At 42.3% G+C, this 17,340-nt stretch carries 12 protein-coding genes; 10 read left to right on the top strand and 2 right to left on the bottom strand.

Features of this window, described 5'->3' with window-relative positions:
* Positions 1–4 precede the first annotated feature (4 nt).
* The 10 genes from ACH784_RS21090 to ACH784_RS21045 all read left to right on the top strand — a co-directional run bounded on the left by ACH784_RS21090 (position 5) and on the right by ACH784_RS21045 (position 12,983).
* Entirely contained in the window at positions 5–1,942 is a 1,938-nt protein-coding gene (locus tag ACH784_RS21090; protein ID WP_404395755.1) for a hypothetical protein, read from the top strand.
* A gap of 2 nt (positions 1,943–1,944) precedes the next feature.
* Positions 1,945–3,675: a HEAT repeat domain-containing protein gene (locus ACH784_RS21085; protein ID WP_404395753.1), complete on the top strand. Its 1,731-nt coding sequence runs from the start codon at positions 1,945–1,947 to the stop codon at positions 3,673–3,675.
* Positions 3,676–4,039: 364 nt separating this feature from the next.
* Complete coding sequence (locus ACH784_RS21080; protein WP_404395752.1) at positions 4,040–4,258, top strand: DUF6500 family protein; 219 nt, start codon at positions 4,040–4,042, stop codon at positions 4,256–4,258.
* 300 nt (positions 4,259–4,558) lie between these two features.
* The gene (locus tag ACH784_RS21075; protein ID WP_404395751.1) at positions 4,559–6,688 is read left to right on the top strand and encodes a TonB-dependent siderophore receptor; all 2,130 of its coding nucleotides are present in this window, start codon (positions 4,559–4,561) and stop codon (positions 6,686–6,688) included.
* A 123-nt stretch (positions 6,689–6,811) separates the two neighbouring features.
* On the top strand, positions 6,812–7,645 hold the full coding sequence (locus tag ACH784_RS21070) for a nicotianamine synthase family protein (protein WP_404395749.1): 834 nt from the start codon (positions 6,812–6,814) through the stop codon (positions 7,643–7,645).
* A gap of 5 nt (positions 7,646–7,650) precedes the next feature.
* Positions 7,651–8,916: an MFS transporter gene (locus ACH784_RS21065; RefSeq protein ID WP_404395748.1), complete on the top strand. Its 1,266-nt coding sequence runs from the start codon at positions 7,651–7,653 to the stop codon at positions 8,914–8,916.
* Positions 8,917–8,926: 10 nt separating this feature from the next.
* Positions 8,927–9,388, top strand: a complete 462-nt coding sequence (locus ACH784_RS21060) for a hypothetical protein (protein WP_404395746.1) — start codon at positions 8,927–8,929, stop codon at positions 9,386–9,388.
* 64 nt (positions 9,389–9,452) lie between these two features.
* Complete coding sequence (locus ACH784_RS21055; protein WP_404395745.1) at positions 9,453–10,175, top strand: ABC transporter ATP-binding protein; 723 nt, start codon at positions 9,453–9,455, stop codon at positions 10,173–10,175.
* Positions 10,176–10,195: 20 nt separating this feature from the next.
* Positions 10,196–11,638: an ABC transporter permease gene (locus ACH784_RS21050; RefSeq protein WP_404395743.1), complete on the top strand. Its 1,443-nt coding sequence runs from the start codon at positions 10,196–10,198 to the stop codon at positions 11,636–11,638.
* Positions 11,625–12,983 carry a DUF3526 domain-containing protein gene (locus ACH784_RS21045; protein ID WP_404395741.1) on the top strand — a complete coding sequence of 453 codons (1,359 nt, stop codon included), beginning with the start codon at positions 11,625–11,627 and terminating at the stop codon, positions 12,981–12,983. The genes ACH784_RS21050 and ACH784_RS21045 overlap by 14 nt, the downstream gene beginning before the upstream one ends.
* Positions 12,984–13,069: 86 nt before the next feature.
* On the opposite strand, the gene ACH784_RS21040 is transcribed toward ACH784_RS21045, so the two are convergent.
* Together ACH784_RS21040 and ACH784_RS21035 are read right to left on the bottom strand one after the other, a co-directional pair.
* A complete protein-coding gene (locus tag ACH784_RS21040; protein WP_404395740.1) occupies positions 13,070–14,176 on the bottom strand; it encodes an NAD(P)/FAD-dependent oxidoreductase in 1,107 nt (368 codons plus the stop codon).
* Between the two features lie 11 nt (positions 14,177–14,187).
* Positions 14,188–17,286 (bottom strand): LodA/GoxA family CTQ-dependent oxidase, encoded by a 3,099-nt coding sequence (locus ACH784_RS21035; RefSeq protein WP_404395738.1) that lies wholly within the window; start codon positions 17,284–17,286, stop codon positions 14,188–14,190.
* Positions 17,287–17,340: the final 54 nt, after the last annotated feature.

The raw sequence follows: 17,340 nt of genomic DNA, 5'->3' as shown, positions 1-17,340 counted from the left end.
AACCATGCGCAAAACCCTACTAAGTATTAGTGTCATCACCCTACTCAGTGGCTGTTTTAGTGATGCTGACAACGACATTCAAAGCTCATTAAAACAACCTGAACCGATTGCGAATGTTCGCCTCGAATCCGTGTCATCGCCAGAGCAAGACACTTTTCAACCTGGGCAACCCATTGAAATTGATTTTAAAATCAGTAGTGAACTGCTAGAAACTGAGCATGTTGGTGTTGCTTTTATGGCAATCGCAAAAGACAAAGTTGAGCAGCTAAGCTCACACCAAGAGCCTGAGGGCTACGATCTTGGCACTCATTACATTGCAAAGCTTGCCGACGGCGAGCACAGTTTTACCGCAAAACTGATGCTGCCAAATGAGGAAATACCAAGCGATGAATATGTTATTGCCGCCTATGTAGATAGTGCGAACTTGATTGAGAACGAAGCGAACACAGATGATAACCGCTCTCGAGACTATAGCGATAACGCGCCAACATTTGCCAAAATCACTATCGATAGCACCTTTTACCATGACTTTGCACTTGACACATTAAATGTCGGCGATGGTTTTGCGATGTTTCCTGATGTAGGAAGAAGAGAAACCACCTCTCAAAATGCACCTTCTCATAAACGTGCTGATATTGTTGGTCATTTTGATGCCAGCAAATATGGCCACCTCATTAATGAAGCCATGGTATCGGCTAAAGTCACTGTGGCAGGTGTTGATTTTGATGCCCACTTTTGGCAAGAAGGCGAAGATGTCTATCATGACACCATGAAGATCAAATTTGCAGATCACGAACAGAGCCATTACTTCCCTTATGACATCGCCGTTAATGGCATTTTGCTAGACAAACTGCAGCAAAGTTATGACAAAGAAGCCGACGAAAACACCTTCGAGTTAACCTTCACAATCGAAGACTTATCGGCACATAGCGAAGCAAACGTTGAGAATAACACCCTCAAGATCACCGTACCATATTCGTTATACGATCATGAAGCGCCCGATGAAAGCTGGCTTGAGCAGCATAATTTAACGGCGCCAGTGACGTCAGATGAAGGCAGCGCTGCAAAACAACAACCTAGTTTTGCTCCAGCTCATGCACTCAAAGACGGCCCACAAGGGATCTCAGGCTTTGTGAATGTACCTGGGTTTTTATGGGCATATGAAATTTACTCTGCAACCTATGGTGATAAATCTAAAGTGGCCGTAGTGCCAAGCTTTTTGTCTTGGGTGCAATTAATGTCAGTGAATGGTGGCTTTGCATGGACGGTTGCCTCAGGTAGTTTTGACCTGTATATGTTCAACAAGCATGTAAATTTATTCTCTGCTGGTGCTTCTGGCATTGCAAATGGCTCAAATGGTACAGCGAGTTATGCGATGAATGTGTCTTTATTGGGTAACAGCTTAATCAAAGAGTCAGAAACCGTCACTGCGCTGAATGAATCTTATGGTTATGACTGGGAAGAAGAACAAAAGTTATTCTCTACCACTTTTACCATTGTCATTGTTCCTATTAGTGTATCGGCTGGTATTACCGGCTCGGTTGGCGTAAACACTGAACTTAAATACGAAAACCAGCAATTCAGTATTGGTGGTGACGTGCTTAGCGCAAGCCTTGACGCCTATGCAACGGCAGGGATTGACTTGTGGATTGCCAGTGGTGGTATTGGTGTCGATTTCTTAATTATCTCAGACACCCTTTCTGCAACCGCTTATGTCGACATTAGCAAAGCACTTTCTGATTCTGAGATTGGTTACGGTATTGATGTCAGCAACCACATGAAAGCCATCGAAGGTGAGTTTTATTTATGGGTGAAATATCCGGGTTATAAGTTCTGCTGCTCATTCCCAACAAAAACAGCAACAAAAACTCTCTATAACACGGGTGCCTTGTACGATAAAACTTGGCAAATGATCAACTACAGCGATAGCTTTAAGTTTTAACCATGAACTATAAAAAAGTATTCACGCTTTTAACCTCGCTTTGTGTGCTGCCTTTTGGTAGCGTGCAAGCGAGCACACAATGCACATTTTGGGGCGAGTTTAAAACCCAAGCAAACACCCACATGATTACACTCAATAAGCCGAGTGAGAATCAATTGGTCTTATCTGGCAACTTGCTTTATCGACCATTGCTCAAAGATGAAAAGCACTACTGGCTGGGGCTACAAATGGTTAATCCTAAGGTTTTTTTAGATAAAAAGCCCATTAGCGCAGAGCTTTACGGTGTGCCGTTTGCTGTAAAAATTAATCGCCAAACAAAAGCGATTGTTGAGCATCATTTTGCAGGAAAATTAAAACCCGCCGATGAGCAAAAGCTATTGGCGATCTACCAAAGCCTACATATTGAGCATATTCATAAACGCGATATTACTACTCCACTGACGCTCACCGAAACTGACAACTTAGGCCAATACAAGGTGCAATATCAAAGCAATCCAGATAACAGCCTAACACGCCAAAAATTAAAATATGTGAATGCTAAGCAGGGTGCTAATTTATTAGATTTTGCGACCCCAAAGCTGCATACCGATGAATTTAAATTGCAATTAGATCACTGCGGCCTAAAACAGCTTACAGGCCAAAACCATACCGAAGTAAAAACAAAAAGCGGAGACATCAAAATCTCTGTTGAGCAAAATATTCAATTTAGCTTAAACCCAGCGCCTATTCCTAGCGCCGCGTTGCTGCTCAGCTTAGATATAAACCCGTTAAAATGGCCACAACTCAGTGCTAAAGTGCTCTATCCTCGTCCACCAGCACAACCGCTGAAAGACGCACAAACTTTTATTTCGACACTACGAGCACAAGATCTTGCCAAACTCAGTAGCGAAGCATTGGCCCAGTTGCTTTACGATAACGAGCAGTATCTTGAGGCTCTGAAAGAACTGATTAAATCCAATAGCTTGAGTGATAAAGCCATGGGTCGTTTGCTATTGATGATAGGTAAAAACGATTCGCCAAACGCCCACCAATTATTGGTAGACGTTTACCTAGATAACGAAATTCAAGGCAAGCAAAGATTCAGAAGCTTAATGGGCTTAAAATATGCCGAACAGCCCCTAGACCCAAAACTGGTCGATTTAGTGCTTGAGTCTGCGAGCCAAACCAGCACTGGTGAGCAAAGACGCTTAAGTAATAGTGCCATGATGGTACTGGGTGTGATTGCGAAAAATCAGGCTGGGAGCGAGTTTGCGACTTATATGGGAGAACGTTTAGTTGAACAGTTAAAACAGACTTCTCAAACTTCACGCCAAGTCAGTATTTTAGCAGCCCTCGGAAATAGCGGAAATGCCGAGCAGCAAGATCAAATTGCACCTTTTTTAACGGCCAGCGAGCCAAAACTTAGGCAGCAAGCCGCTGACTCTCTTGGCAAAATGCCCAACGAAAAAAGCTTAAAATACATCACCGAGCAGCTAGGTGTCGAAACTGACAAAGACACTAAAGCATCATTGTTGCGCGCTATGGGCAATAATGAGCTAGATAACCAGCAAATTAATGGTTTATTTAGTTACAGCCAATCACAGCCAAGAGAGATTAGATTAGCGTCTATTCAGGCTTTAGCAGCACAAGCTAAAACCGATCCTGAACTAAAACCTCGTTTAAAAACTTTGATAAAGGGCGAAAAAGACCAACAAGTGCTGCGAGCTCTAATGCAGGCCGTATATGGTAATTAATTTAGGAAATCAACAACGGCTAACAAAACACTTTTGACAACCTTTATTATCGAATTGGATTGAATTAGCACAATGAGTAAATCGTTTAATTACTGACAAGTAAATTGCTGCAAAAACGACGCACTCCATAATCAATCCATAATTACTTGATATAAAATAGCTTCTGCAAATTTGCAGAGTCATAACAACAATAAAAATTAGATGCGTCATGGCCGGCTTTACAGGATGTTGAGCCGGTTATTTTTAACCTTTCTTTATATACTGTACGTTTACTTGCCACCTTCTATAAACTATTTTGCTTTCATAAACATACATCTCTCAGTTAACATGCGACTTCAATTTAGAGTGACTTCAAGGAATAACAATGCGTCAAAGTTTAAGAGATAAAATCATCTCTGTATGTGAGCAAAAGATTGCCAAAAAAGGCGAAACCGTCGGGGTATCGTTTTATGCGTTCTTTGCCAATAAAAACGACGATCCTGAACAACTGATGGAAGCTGCCACTTGGTGGATAAAAACCCATCAATTAGATCATTTCGAAAAAGCGCTAAAAATTAAAGCGATGGTTGAGCAAGGCTTGTAACACCAACTCGGCCGCTAGCTATATGAAGCTTGCTAAGTTTTTATATGCTATTGCTTAACCCTAACAAGCGGCCAAAACAATCCGGCTAAAAATATCAACAACCTAACAAAAAACCAAACCCGATTTTCAAATAGAATTAAGCTTTAAATTCATACTCAACTGACTATTTTGCAAATATCTCTCCCTCTTATTTATGTTTCTAAATTAGAAAAATAATTTCCTAATTTCATCTATTAATTCTTAACACGGGTAAAATACCATGATAATTTGATATGGTATAACATATTAAAAGGATTAATAATGACCCCCGTAGTTCGTACTTGCCGTTTAAGTCTTCTCGCCATTTCAATTGCTTCAGCCTGTTTTGCACATGCAGAAGATGTATCAAGCATCGAAAGAATTGAAGTTAACAAACAACGACAAGCCTATCGTGGCGAATTTAGCTACTTACAATCTCCTGAAGCCGTTACTGAATTTAACTCAGAGCTGATTGCCCAAGCAGGTATCACAGGATTAACCCAAGTACTTGATATGTCAGCATCGGTTAGCCGACAAAATAGCTTAGGTGGTTTATGGGATAGCTTCGCCATTCGTGGCTTTTTCGGTGATGAAAATGTACCTAGTGGGTATTTGGTTAATGGCTTTAATGCAGGCCGCGGATTTTCTGGGCCTAGAGACGTATCAGGGATCGAAAGCATTGAAGTGCTCAAAGGCCCAAAAGCCGCTTTATTCGGTCGTGGCGAACCTGGTGGTTCAATTAATATTATTACTAAAAAGCCGACCTTTGCATCTTCAACTCAACTTTCTGTCACTGCAGGAAGCCGTCAACATCAACGCCTTGAAGCCGATATTAATACCACGTTTAGTAACGACACGGCGGCACGCTTGATTGGTTTTTATCAAACAGAAGATAGCTTTAGAGAAACCATAGAAACGCAAAAGCATGGCATTTCGGCTGCGTTTCAATTTGATCAATCGGCCAACTCAACCTGGACCTATGACTTAGAGTACGCCGAGCAAGAAATTCCCTTTGACCGCGGGATCATTGCCCCTAACGGAAATTTTGATTTTCTACCCATTGAACGCTTTTTAGGTGAACCAAGTGATGGCCCCACTACTACTTCGGTACATGGTCATCAATTACAGTGGTTATATGAAATCAATGAAACTTGGCAGTTAAGTTCGGCCGTTGCTTTTAGACAAACTGAACTAGACAGTTTATCAAGCGATGCAGACGTGTCGCCAAAACGACAAAAGTTTTACTTCGATGGTCAAACATTAACACGCCAACATCGCCAAAGAGCCTATGACACCGAGCAATACGTTGTCCGTTTTGAGCTTGCTGGTGACTTTCAAACCACGGGGCTAAAACACAGCCTGCTGGCTGGCATAGATTACGACCGCTTTGACTTCGACCGCGACTATCGCGTGGCGCGTGCGCCAAACTTAAGCACCCAGCCGAGCGATGCGCAATTATATGCCATTAATATTTTTAACCCCGTGTATGGCCAATACACTGCAGGCGAGATGACACCAGCAATAATTCGACAACAAAATCAGTGGGCCACAGGTGTTTATATTCAAGATCAGATTGCTGTAACAGATGCCTTGCAAGTGCGTATTGGCGGTCGCTTTGATGATTTAAAGCAGACCATTGACGACAAAGTAAGAAAATTGAAAGTCGACCAAGCAGAAAGCCACTTTAGCCCTCAGTTTGGTGTGTTATATCAACTCAGTGACGCTTGGTCTTTATATTCAAGTTATGCCGAAGGCTATCGTTTAAATTTTGGTACCGACTATCAAGGAGGTACTTTTGCACCGAATCAGAGTGAATCACTTGAAGTCGGCAGTAAACTCTCACTAGCTGATAACCGCCTCGAAGTCACCTTAAGTTATTTTGACAGCGAGCAAACCAACATTATTGTGGCCGACCTAAATAATCCGGGTTATCACGCTGCAATCGGCGAAGCCAGCAGCCGCGGACTTGAACTAGATATTGCAGGTCAATTGCCCGCAGATATCACTCTGAAGTTTTCTTACGCTTATTTAGATGCCCAAGTAGAAAAAGACGCCGTTGATACGGGCTTGTATGTGAGCATTAAAAAAGGCGATGACTTACTGAATATTCCTGAAAACTCAGCCAGTTTACAGCTTACTCAAGCTTACCAAATAGCTGGACGAGACGCCTCTGCAGGCCTAGGTTTTCAATATGTCGATGAGCGGTTAGGTCAGCGCGGCAGCGATTTTTATTTGCCCTCGTATGTGACTTTTAACCTCTTCGCCCAGTACGAGATTAACAATAATTGGTCAGTCAGTGCCAAAGTGCACAACCTATTTGATAAAACCCATTTCACCAATTCTTATACGCAGATGTGGGTACAACCGGGAGAGCCAAGAAAAGTATTACTCTCAACATCTTATCAATTCTAAAACCAATGATGAGGCGCAGGCAAAGCATGCCTGCGGCTCTTAAATCACAACTTAATTGCAACCAAAGCGGCCGATAAATACGCCTCTTTACTACGCCAGTTTAAATAAGGAAATTGTTTAACTATGAATGCGCTAACACACCATGATATTGCAGCGTGCGAGCACGCTGATAAAATTCTCAAGCAATTTAACGCCATTACAGCTTTGTCCAAATTACAAATAAATGATGAAACGATGCACCTGTTTCATCAATTTTTAAACTTACTTTCAAACCAAGTGAGCGCAGCTCAGGCTGAACAGGTTTTAGCCCACCCGGCAATCCAAGCGAAAAAATTACAGATGCAAAGCTTATTTAGTCAGGCATCGAGTTTATATGAACGCTATTGGGCAGAACGGATCATTCAAAACCCATCACCAGAAGCTTATTTAACGCAGCAATATCCGTATTACCAGCATTATCAAAGGGCGACTGGGTTAGAAATAAACGCGATACAAGCGCTGACTCCTAATACGATTAAAAAAGTATTGATGGTTGGCTCAGGGGCTTTACCGCTTACTTCAATTGCGCTGGCAAAACATCATTATGAGATCACCAATTTAGATATTAACGAAGCCGATCTCCTGTTAGGTAAAGCCGTATGTAATGCCCTCCCCCCTAATGAAAAAATGGCTTTCATTCATAATGATATTTGTCTTGAGCAAGATCTAGCTGACTATGACGTTGTTTGGCTTGCCGCATTAGTCGGTGACGAAACCATCAAGCATAAAATTATTCAACACCTCTACCAACACGTTAAGCCCGGCACATTAATGGTTATTCGAACCGCGTTTAACTTGCGGACTTTACTTTATCCCAGCATTTGCGAACAGGCGCTTTCTCCTTTTCAATTAAAACTGAAAATTCAAACCTATGCCGATAATTTTCATTCAATTTTGATTGCCCAAAAGCCGCTGTAAACACCATGACTGCTTTTCATTCATTTTTAAAACTACCCATGCAGTTCCGCTGTATGTTGTTCGCTGCCTTTGTCTTTAATCTCGGCTTTTACATGCTGATCCCATTTTTAGCCGGCTACCTAACAGACAACTTAATGCTTAGTGCATCCTTGGTGGGTGTTGTACTCGGAGTGCGATCATTTTGCCAGCAAGGACTATTTTTAATTGGTGGGCTGCTTGCAGATCGCCTTGGCCATAAACAGCCTATCGTAATTGGATGTTTATTAAGGGCGTTGGGCTTTAGCCTATTTTTATTCTCTGACAATATTTATCTGCTTTTTAGCGCCGCATTGTTAACCGGCTTTGCTGGCGCTTTGTTCACTCCTGCTGCACAAGCTTACTTTGCGACTCAACAAGTATTAACACGCGCACAAATGTTCTCATTAGTTGGCATCGCCAGAAATGCCGGAGAACTAATTGGCCCACTGTGCGGTGTATTGTTACTTGCAGTAAGTTTTGAGTTGCTATGCGTTATCGCTGCATTGCCATTTGCGCTTTTTGCGCTGATCTTTTTGAAACTACTCAAAAGTGACAAAAGCACCCTCCCCCAAAAAACCTCTGACTCTCATAATCCTTCTCATCAAAGCGGCGGTATCTTAACAAACGTGCTGAGCAATAAACGCTTTGTGATGTTTTCGCTGGTAATGAGCGGCTATTTTATGCTGATAAATCAGATTTCATTTGCAATACCACTTTATCTTACCCAGCAGGCATACACGCATGAACACATCGCTTGGGTGATGATTTTGTGTGCTGTTATCGCGATTTTTTTGCAATTTCCTGTAACTAAACTCTGTGAAAAATATCTGACACCGCGCCACTGGATAAGCATTGGCATTGCACTTATGGGCGTCGCTTTTGCAGCACTTATCCCAAACTTTACCGCTCTAAATCAGTTGTTATTCTGGCTTGCGTTAGGTGTGCTCAGCGTCGTTTTTACCCTTGGCACTTTAGTCAGTTTTCCTTTTATTCTCAGCCAAATATCTGAATTAGCGAACAACCAGTCTGTAGCAACACATTATGGATTTTTCTATTTGTTTGCTGGATGTGGGCTCATTGCAGGCAGCAGCTTAGTCGGTACTGCATTCGACTTTGCACATATAAATACCAACCTCGCTTGGTATTGCCTAATTGTTATTGGCCTATTCACCGCATTTTTAAACTTTGTTTTGCTCAGCGCTCCTAACGAGACTGAGTCAGAGCAAGCAATAACCCACTCTATCATTAAGTAAGGAAAAACAGATGATACAACTCACTCAAGCTCAGCAACGAGCTTACATGTCTGAGTATTTGGAAAATGGTTGGCGTGAAGAAAAAATGTCGTTTAGCAGCGTCGAGATCAAGCCAGGTTACATACGGGCCAAAATCAACGTTGATCATTTTCAAATGCCCGGAGATGGTCAATTTCACTTTAGCGCGCAAAGTGCCATGTTATGGATCTCACAACTGGGCATTATTTACGGCTGTTGGGACAATCAGCTTCCCGAAAAAGCTGGCGAAGTGTATCTGCGAGACTTTGATATTAAATTCAAACGCACGGTCAATTCGCTGACAGAAGTTAAATTTGAAGCCTTCTTTCCTACGCACTGTAAAAAAGCGCTTTCTAAAGAGTTGGTGTATTACAAAAACGCGCAGTTTTCTATTGAAGATGGTGCATTTACAGGCTCTGCGAGCTTTCTTGTGCCCGTTACTCAATCGGCATAATTATTAAAGTCTAAATTACCAGCCGCTTAAATTTATTTAAGTGGCTAATTAAAAGGAACCCTTTATGTTAGAAGCCATTAATTTAAGCAAATCATTCGCCGACAAACAGGTGCTTTGCGAGCTTTCTTTTAAAGTTGAGCAAGGTGAGATCATGTGTTTATTAGGCGCAAATGGGGCGGGTAAAAGCACCACTTTAAACTTGTTTCTGAATTTTTTACAACCCGACGGCGGCAGCGCTTTAATCGATTCTGTGAATGTGCACCAAAGTGATAACAGCAAACACAAGCTAGTTTATATTCCTGAGCAAATTAATCTCTATCCTGAATTTAATGCCATTGAAAACTTACAATATTTGGCGAATTTATCTGACTTAACAATCAATGAGTCTGATATTCACAGTGCCCTAGATGAAACAGGGTTAGAAATGAACGCTCGCAAAAAATCCCTTAAAAACTATTCCAAAGGCATGCGCCAGAAAGTTGGGATCGCCTTTGCAATTTTGCGCCAAGCTAAAGTCTTGTTACTCGACGAGCCCACATCAGGTCTCGATCCAAGTGCGACTTTAGAGTTTATTCGCATCATCGAGCAACTAGCCCAAAAAGGGGCTGCCATTTTAATGGTCACCCATGACTTTTACTGCGCCCACACCTTAGCAAACAAGATTGGCATTATGGATCAAGGCCGTTTACTCACCTTACTCGACAATAAAAATCTGTCTATCAACACGCTCGAAGCGACTTATCACGAACTGATTTCGGGTAACAGCCTCATTCGCAAAGCCAGTTAATAACCAAGGGATCCATACTCATGTTTAATGCGAAAGTTACTGCAATTTTTCGGCACGAGCTCGCCAGCAAACGAAGAAGCCCCAGCCTTTGGCTGCTGTTTTTTATGATGCAGTGTTTACTAATGATTGCTCTGTTCACTGGATGGCAGCAATACCAAAAAAGTGTGTCAAGCCAAAGCGCTGCTCAAAACTTAGTAGAAGCCCAGTGGCTCGCTCAACCTGATAGACACCCCCACCGGGTTGCACATTTTGGTCACTTTGCCTTTCGCGAGCCAAGCGTACTGAGCTTTTTTGATGTCGGTGTGAATAGCTGGGTTGGCGATAGTATTTTTCTTGAAGCGCATAAGCAAAACAGTGCAAATTTTGCCAACGATCAAGACGCAGGTAGCTTACTCAGATTCTCCGAACTCAGTAGTGCCAATGTATTGTTACTTATTTGGCCTCTACTTATCATCGCCATGGGATTTGCCAGTATCAGTGCTGAGCAAAGTAGTGGCACATTGCGTCAGCTTATGTCGATGGGCGTCTCATTCAGGCAAGTCATTTTCGGCAAGAGCTTAAGCTATTTGTTGCTATCTCTTATCTTTATTTTGCCTGTATTTGTTTTAGCTTTGCTACTGGCTCACATCTCGGGTCTTCAATTAAGCTCAGAAGAGCCGCTTAGGCTGATGATATTATTCTTTGTATTTCTTGGTTACTGTGTTTTTTGGATTGGTATTACATTAATAGTATCGAGCTGGGTAAAAAGCCCAAAACAAGCACTGGTGTTACTCACCTCAATTTGGTTCATTTTAACCATTTTAATGCCTCGCATATTGGCTGAATTTGCCCACACTCAGCATCCTCATAAAGCAAGAAACGACTTTGAATTAGCCATCAAACTCGACAACCGAAAAATTGGTAATAGCCACAACCCCAATGATCCTTACTTTAACCAATTTAAAGCCGACACCTTAAAGAAATATAACGTCGATACTATTGAGCAATTGCCGGTTAATTATCGCGGTTTAGTAATGATTGAGGGCGAGCGACTAAACGCTGAAGTGTACAAAAAGCATTATCAGGCACAGCTTGAACAATTTTCTAAGCAGCATGCCGTAATTCGTGCGTTTTATTGGCTCAACCCCTACTTGTTTGTACGTGACTTTTCGATGGCTCTGACTCGAACTGATAGCCAACACTTCTTAGATTTTGAACAACAAGCTGAAGCACATCGCTATGCGCGGATCCAAAAGCTTAACGAATTACACACTCATAAAATTCATCTGCACAACGACCGTGCGCAGAAAGTCAGCAAATCTTATTGGCAGGAATTTGAGCCTTTCCACTACCAAGCACCAAATTTAAGCTGGTCTCTCAAAGGGTTTTCATTTTTTTGGATTTTACCCTTGATTGCCATTGCCTTGATATTTACTTGTTTAGTTTCAGCGCCTATGCAAAGGAGGATTTATGCAACTGTTTAAGCTTGAATGTAAACGACTTTTCGCCGGCTACATCAATAAAATCGTGCTAATTTTATTTGTGGTTGCTGGCCTTTTCGCAATCTACCAGGGAGCACAGGGTTATAAATCAATCCGAGTCGATCAATACAAATCGCAAGTCGTGTTTCAAAAAGAGCGCGAGCATGTGAGCCAACGTGAAAACCTGCCCGAGGCAGGTTCGTTGGCTTATTACGCCAGTTCACCAACACAATGGCAACTTGGCCCGTGGGCTGCACTCTTTGTTGGAGAATCACGCACAGCTATGGCCGCGTTAAAAGTAAGCGCGTTGTCATTACAAAGCCAAATTTATAATCGTGAGTTTATTAACCCCACACAACAAAGAGCCGGGGGCTTAGATTTAGGGTTTGTGCTGGTTTATCTGCTGCCTTTGGTCATTGGTATTTTAACCGTCACTTTAATTTCAGATGAACAACATGCTGGCCGATGGCGAATGTTAAATGCACTTCCCAAAAGCGCGTTTAGTTTAATACTTAAACAGTTACTCCTGCGTTTTGCGGTTATTTGGGGATTAGTTGCCGGTTTACTATTTGCGGCTGCTTGGGCGCTTGCGATAAAACTTGATGCGCTATTTGCGTTTGTACTCATTGCCTGCACCGTCTATATGCTGTTTTGGTTCGCACTAGCCGCATGGCTTATGAGCTTAGGCAAGAGCAGTGTATTTAACAGTTTGGCATTTTTAAGCAGCTGGGTTTTGCTGGCTATTTTAATTCCCGGTGCCATTCATTTGTTTTTAAGCCAACAGTTTAATAGCAATACCCCTTTGCAAATTACCTTACAGCAGCGAATGACGATGAACGATGGGTGGGATAAAGACAAACAAGCCGCTCTTGATGCGTTTTTAAAGCATGAACCGACTTGGCAAAATACAGCTCCACTTGGCGAGGCATTTGATTGGAAATGGTATTTTGCTCAGCAACATTTAAGCGATCTTGCGGTTGAGCAAGCATGGCAAAGTTATTTACAGAATTTAGATGCGCGTCAAACAAGTTTAAACAACTTAAGTAAACTATCGCCGACTCTGTTTTTTCAGCTTAAACTGAATCAGTTAACCAACACGGCAGAGCAAGATCGTCAGTCTTACCTCAAAGAAGTGGCACAGTACCATCAGCAAGTGCGTCACTATTTTTACGACTTTTTATTCTTTGCCAAACCAATTTCAAAAATAGATATAGAAAACTTCCCATTATTTCAGGCAAAAAAATCAGCGACAAAAATAGAATTTGTCGCCTTGTTCAGCAGTGCGCTATTGGTGCTGTTTGTTGCCGCATTGGCGTTGTTCAGACTAAGGCGAGTAAGCCCAGTGTAAAATCTCACGTAATGCGGACTTAAAAGGGTTAGCACTTTGGCGAAAAGCGCTAGCCCCTCACATAATCTTAAGCAAGTTTTAAGCGACTATAACACCCTGCTCTGCCAGTATTCACTTTCAGCGAATCTATGCTCACTCACATAATAGTGTTTTCTTGCCTTTTGATTAGCATTTAAAACCGCATTGATGTCTTTATCATAATTTGCGAATTGATTAGTTTGATTGGCTTTTGCTTCAATAATTTGTTCACCAGCTTTAATACCGCTATAAAGGGCAAAAAACATGCCTTGCGATGAAAGGGGATCTAGACTTAATGCAGCATCTCCAATCGCTAAAAATGGCAGCGTATTGTTACTGCATTCATCTAACTTACTCACACTGGCATCGGTAAAATAGGGGCCACTGAGTATTTGCGACACGTTAAACTCGACAGGTAAAAGGGCACTATTATTGAGTTGCCTCAAGTAAGCTTGTGGCGTGTTTAATGCTTTTGATTGTTCAGGCAACATAAATTTAGCAACCACCCTTATCGGTGAGCCTTTTGCTGATTTGTTTGGCAGCCTCGCGCTGTACCACCAGCCATCGCTGACAGCCTTTATTCTGGTCATTTTTTCTTGATCATCGTCACTAGATTCAAACCAAGCCACTATTGCCATTTGCTTGTCTAAATGAATCTTCTTGCGACCAATCAGTTTACCGAGCGACGATGCTCTTCCTGTGCCATCTATTAAATAATCACAGCGCAATACATCAGTTTTCGCTTTAAGCGTCACGTGCCAGCAAGATTTATACTCAGCCGCTAATACCTGTGAACAAAGCAAAGTAACGCCTTGAGAAACAGTAAAATTCAAAAGTGCATGATTAAATGCGGCTCTATCAATATGCCAACCTCCTCCTTGTGGGTTTTGAATAGCATCCGTTTTATGCCATTGGTCCGAGCCCCATGCCGATGCATTGCCAGTACAGCGACTAAATTGCACCTTTGCCAGCAGCTCAGCCAAATCAGTGACGCCTATTCTATTCAGTAATGGCAAAGCCGCTCCTGGAAGTGACTCTCCCACTGAAAAGGCGGGTTGTTTGTTACTCTTTTTTGCGACTAACGCAACATTAACCCCCGCCTTTTTTAGCACTAAAGCGCAGGCACAAGCAGCGGGGCCTGTACCTGCAATTACACAGTCAAAATACAAATTCATTTCCTTCTAAATTATTCACCTTTGACTATGGTTGCGTACTCATCACGCTGCTCCTCATTAAACCACCCTGCTTCTTGCAGCAGCTTGTCGGTGGCACCTAACTTGGCATATTTCTTCAAGAACACTTTATACGCTTCATCCAGTTCAGCCTGTTTTGAGTCTGTCAGGTTTTCAACCCATAACTTCTCAGGCAACCAATCAAGGTCATCCGGTCTGTCTTTCGCCTCTAAAATCCCCATTTCATTGAAGTGAGCCACCATATAGTTCATTGCATTTTCTACCCCATCAGGTAATTGCCTAAACCAACTTGGTCGATTTCTAAATGCGGCAATACGCAGAGCCATCGGCTGAGTTTTATCGGCTACAATGTTGTAATCTGATAGGGTCAGTACATTGTTAGGAACCCTTGCTGGCCAGTAAGTTGGCATAAACGGATCATATTCTTTGTCATAGCCTGAGCGACAAAATGCAGTATCTCCTTGCCATGGCAATGCCATCCATTTAGTTAAATCTCCTGGTCCTTGTTCATACAGTGGACCACCGAAAGCAAGTACCCGCTGTTGATCTAATTTAGTGCCATAATAAGGTGCGTTTTTACCTTTAGCTCGTTCTCGGATCCGATACGGTGCGCGATACATGGACGCATGTCTCATCGGCCAAGTTAATTCACATCCTGGGTGAAACGCATCTGCTAAACAATAGTGCATATTGGCTTTGTCGAGCATCTTCGGCTGCTCTTGAAGGGATAACTTAGACAGCTTATGTTCCGACTCTGCTTTCGGTTGATAGTCGCTCACAAACTCACCATTTACCCAACACGTCAAAACATAATCAAAATAAGCTGGAAGCTTTAAGTAAGTCGAAGCAGCATTGTCACCAGCATTAACAGTTTCACCATAAAGATCACCGTAAATCATTGGCCACTGTGTAATTTGGCTACTGACTGCAGGTCCTTGTGTACCATCAGAAATAACCACACTATTGGCACTTCTAAAGCTGTTAAAAACAGTGCGACGTAATTCTGCATATGGATCTGGGTAATCACTACTTAATGGCGCTGTTGCAAGCTTTTCTAATAATGCTTGGTCAGAAAAATCATAAGGCGCACCTTTACCAAAGGTCGCAAAAAAGCCTTTATTAACCCATTGTAGTTCGTTAAGCCGCGTTAAAATAGGCAGAATATCTCTTTGGAATTCAACCTTCTCTGGCTGTTTTAACATACCAGCGTTGGTCCAAACCTCACGCATTAAATCATCCATAGTGCGCCAGCCCACCAAGTTCTGTCCATAATTTGGTGGTGCAGAAGCAAACCAAGCTGGATCGGCTTCAAAAACTTTATCTCCTAGCACAACTTTGGCATGAACTGGTCCATCTGCTATGTCATCGTACCAACCAGCCGCATTGTTAAAGCTTGTCGGTACAGCTTCGCGATAAACCGGTTTATTTGTAGGACTGGCTGATTTACCAAAACCAGGTAAAACCAATAAGCGACCAACTGAATCTGTTCGTAATTCACCTAAATAAACGGCAGTACCTTGGAACTCTCCCGTCATAGCAAAGCTTGCATCTTTCATGCTCAAGCCTTGAATTTTGCACTCTCCGGGGTCTATTGCTAGAGCGTTTCTATACTGCTCCTTCACGTCTGGGTTTCTGAGAGGCACTGACACATTGGCTGTTTGCGGCAAGTCCATCGCAGCTTGAAATTCGTACCACTGGGCTTTTCTATTCGCAACATGCACAGACCATTCAATAGTAGAGTTATCTGACTGTTGTATCTCAGCAACCACATTGCCATCAGCATCGTATCCATACACACGAAAACGGGCTGCTTGACGCTTAATTGCGCCAGACTTATCACGGGTACCACCAAACTTTGTTAATTTAGGTTCTAATACTTCAGGGCCAATGGTGAATTTTTTACTATCGCCAACTCGGGCAATGCCGATCCCCGGGTGAATTCTCACTTGGGTAATGCGGTCGATTTGCTCAGACGTTAAAGCCTCAGGCTTGGGATCTGGTTTAGGTTTATGTGGAAATGGACAAGATGGATTTATAATCTTTGGCTGATCAGGACTGCTCGGTTGTGTATTAGGTTGACCATTTTTCTCATGGCGATATGCTGCCGATGCCGCATAAATGGCTTTTCTTGCCTCTGCAATAGAGCCTACAGGCGCATTCTCTTCAGGTACTCGAGCAACATTGAAGTCGAGCCAATCCCCATAAGTCTGTTGCTCTAAGTTACTAATATCTTGTTTAGGCAAGGTGATCGTCGCAACCAACTCAGGTTTTGCAATCGTTTCATCCCACACCGTTTTGGCTTTATCAAGCGGGAAGTATTTTTTAAGATAGGCTTCTTCAAATTGTGCTGTGGTCGGGCGTTTTTGTATATATAAATGGAGCGTTGCCTTACCTGCTTTCATCCGAGCAGCTAAATCTTTTCCTAAGAAATCAGGATCATCGGTATTAACTTCATCAGCAAATGTAGACTTACCCGGCCTGACAATATATTTGCAGTGATTATCATTTCCTAATTTGAACGGGATCACACTCCATAAAGACGTACCAAACACAGAGCGTATTGGTTTTTCCATCTCATCTAGCAGTATGTCGGTATCTGGAGAATTTTGCTGCACCCATTTTTCGCCCCAACCTTCAAAACTTGCCTTGTTGAACTGACAAAACTCTTGAGCATTATCGACAAAAAAGTAAGGCACATTTTGTAAAATTAAATCCGCAACATTCGCACCATCATCGGTTAGAGCTTTTTCCCCACTTATACCAAATATCTTGATCCCTAACCCAATTGTGCTTTTCCAATCTGGGCGACCATCATCTAAATCTGATGAATATCTGACATAAACCGGGTGAGTACCAGATTGTTCAAACATACCATGCTTTAAATCGTCACTAATACTGTCATGTATTTCAATTTCACCACGCATACAGCCATGTGTTCTTAAAAATACCGGACGACGAACTGGGCACTGCCCCTGTGCCACGCGCTCTTTTTGCACCATATCAATAAAAATATGCTCTAAACATTTGATGGGATCATCATCACAGGTACAGGTGATATTGTGGGTTTTGTTACTTTCCTTAGAGTTAGCCATTTTTTGCTCCGCTAATTGCTGTTGTCGATGACTCTATGGCACAAACGAACTTGA

The sequence above is a fragment of the Pseudoalteromonas phenolica genome (assembly GCF_044788725.1).
In the GTDB taxonomy this organism is placed as follows: Bacteria; Pseudomonadota; Gammaproteobacteria; order Enterobacterales; family Alteromonadaceae; genus Pseudoalteromonas; species Pseudoalteromonas phenolica_C.
The sequence above is the reverse complement of the archived record's forward strand: the minus strand, read 5'-3'. Positions and strand labels throughout refer to the sequence as shown.

Bases quoted from the DNA above. Each gene is read 5' to 3' on its own strand.
- ACH784_RS21085 (WP_404395753.1), top strand. From the start codon at position 1,945: ATGAACTATAAAAAAGTATTCACGCTTTTAACCTCGCTTTGTGTGCTG.
- ACH784_RS21075 (WP_404395751.1), top strand. From the start codon at position 4,559: ATGACCCCCGTAGTTCGTACTTGCCGTTTAAGTCTTCTCGCCATTTCA.
- ACH784_RS21060 (WP_404395746.1), top strand. From the start codon at position 8,927: ATGATACAACTCACTCAAGCTCAGCAACGAGCTTACATGTCTGAGTAT.
- ACH784_RS21065 (WP_404395748.1), top strand. From the start codon at position 7,651: ATGACTGCTTTTCATTCATTTTTAAAACTACCCATGCAGTTCCGCTGT.
- ACH784_RS21080 (WP_404395752.1), top strand. From the start codon at position 4,040: ATGCGTCAAAGTTTAAGAGATAAAATCATCTCTGTATGTGAGCAAAAG.
- ACH784_RS21050 (WP_404395743.1), top strand. From the start codon at position 10,196: ATGTTTAATGCGAAAGTTACTGCAATTTTTCGGCACGAGCTCGCCAGC.
- ACH784_RS21045 (WP_404395741.1), top strand. From the start codon at position 11,625: ATGCAACTGTTTAAGCTTGAATGTAAACGACTTTTCGCCGGCTACATC.
- ACH784_RS21090 (WP_404395755.1), top strand. From the start codon at position 5: ATGCGCAAAACCCTACTAAGTATTAGTGTCATCACCCTACTCAGTGGC.
- ACH784_RS21040 (WP_404395740.1), bottom strand. From the start codon at position 14,176: ATGAATTTGTATTTTGACTGTGTAATTGCAGGTACAGGCCCCGCTGCT.
- ACH784_RS21070 (WP_404395749.1), top strand. From the start codon at position 6,812: ATGAATGCGCTAACACACCATGATATTGCAGCGTGCGAGCACGCTGAT.
- ACH784_RS21035 (WP_404395738.1), bottom strand. From the start codon at position 17,286: ATGGCTAACTCTAAGGAAAGTAACAAAACCCACAATATCACCTGTACC.
- ACH784_RS21055 (WP_404395745.1), top strand. From the start codon at position 9,453: ATGTTAGAAGCCATTAATTTAAGCAAATCATTCGCCGACAAACAGGTG.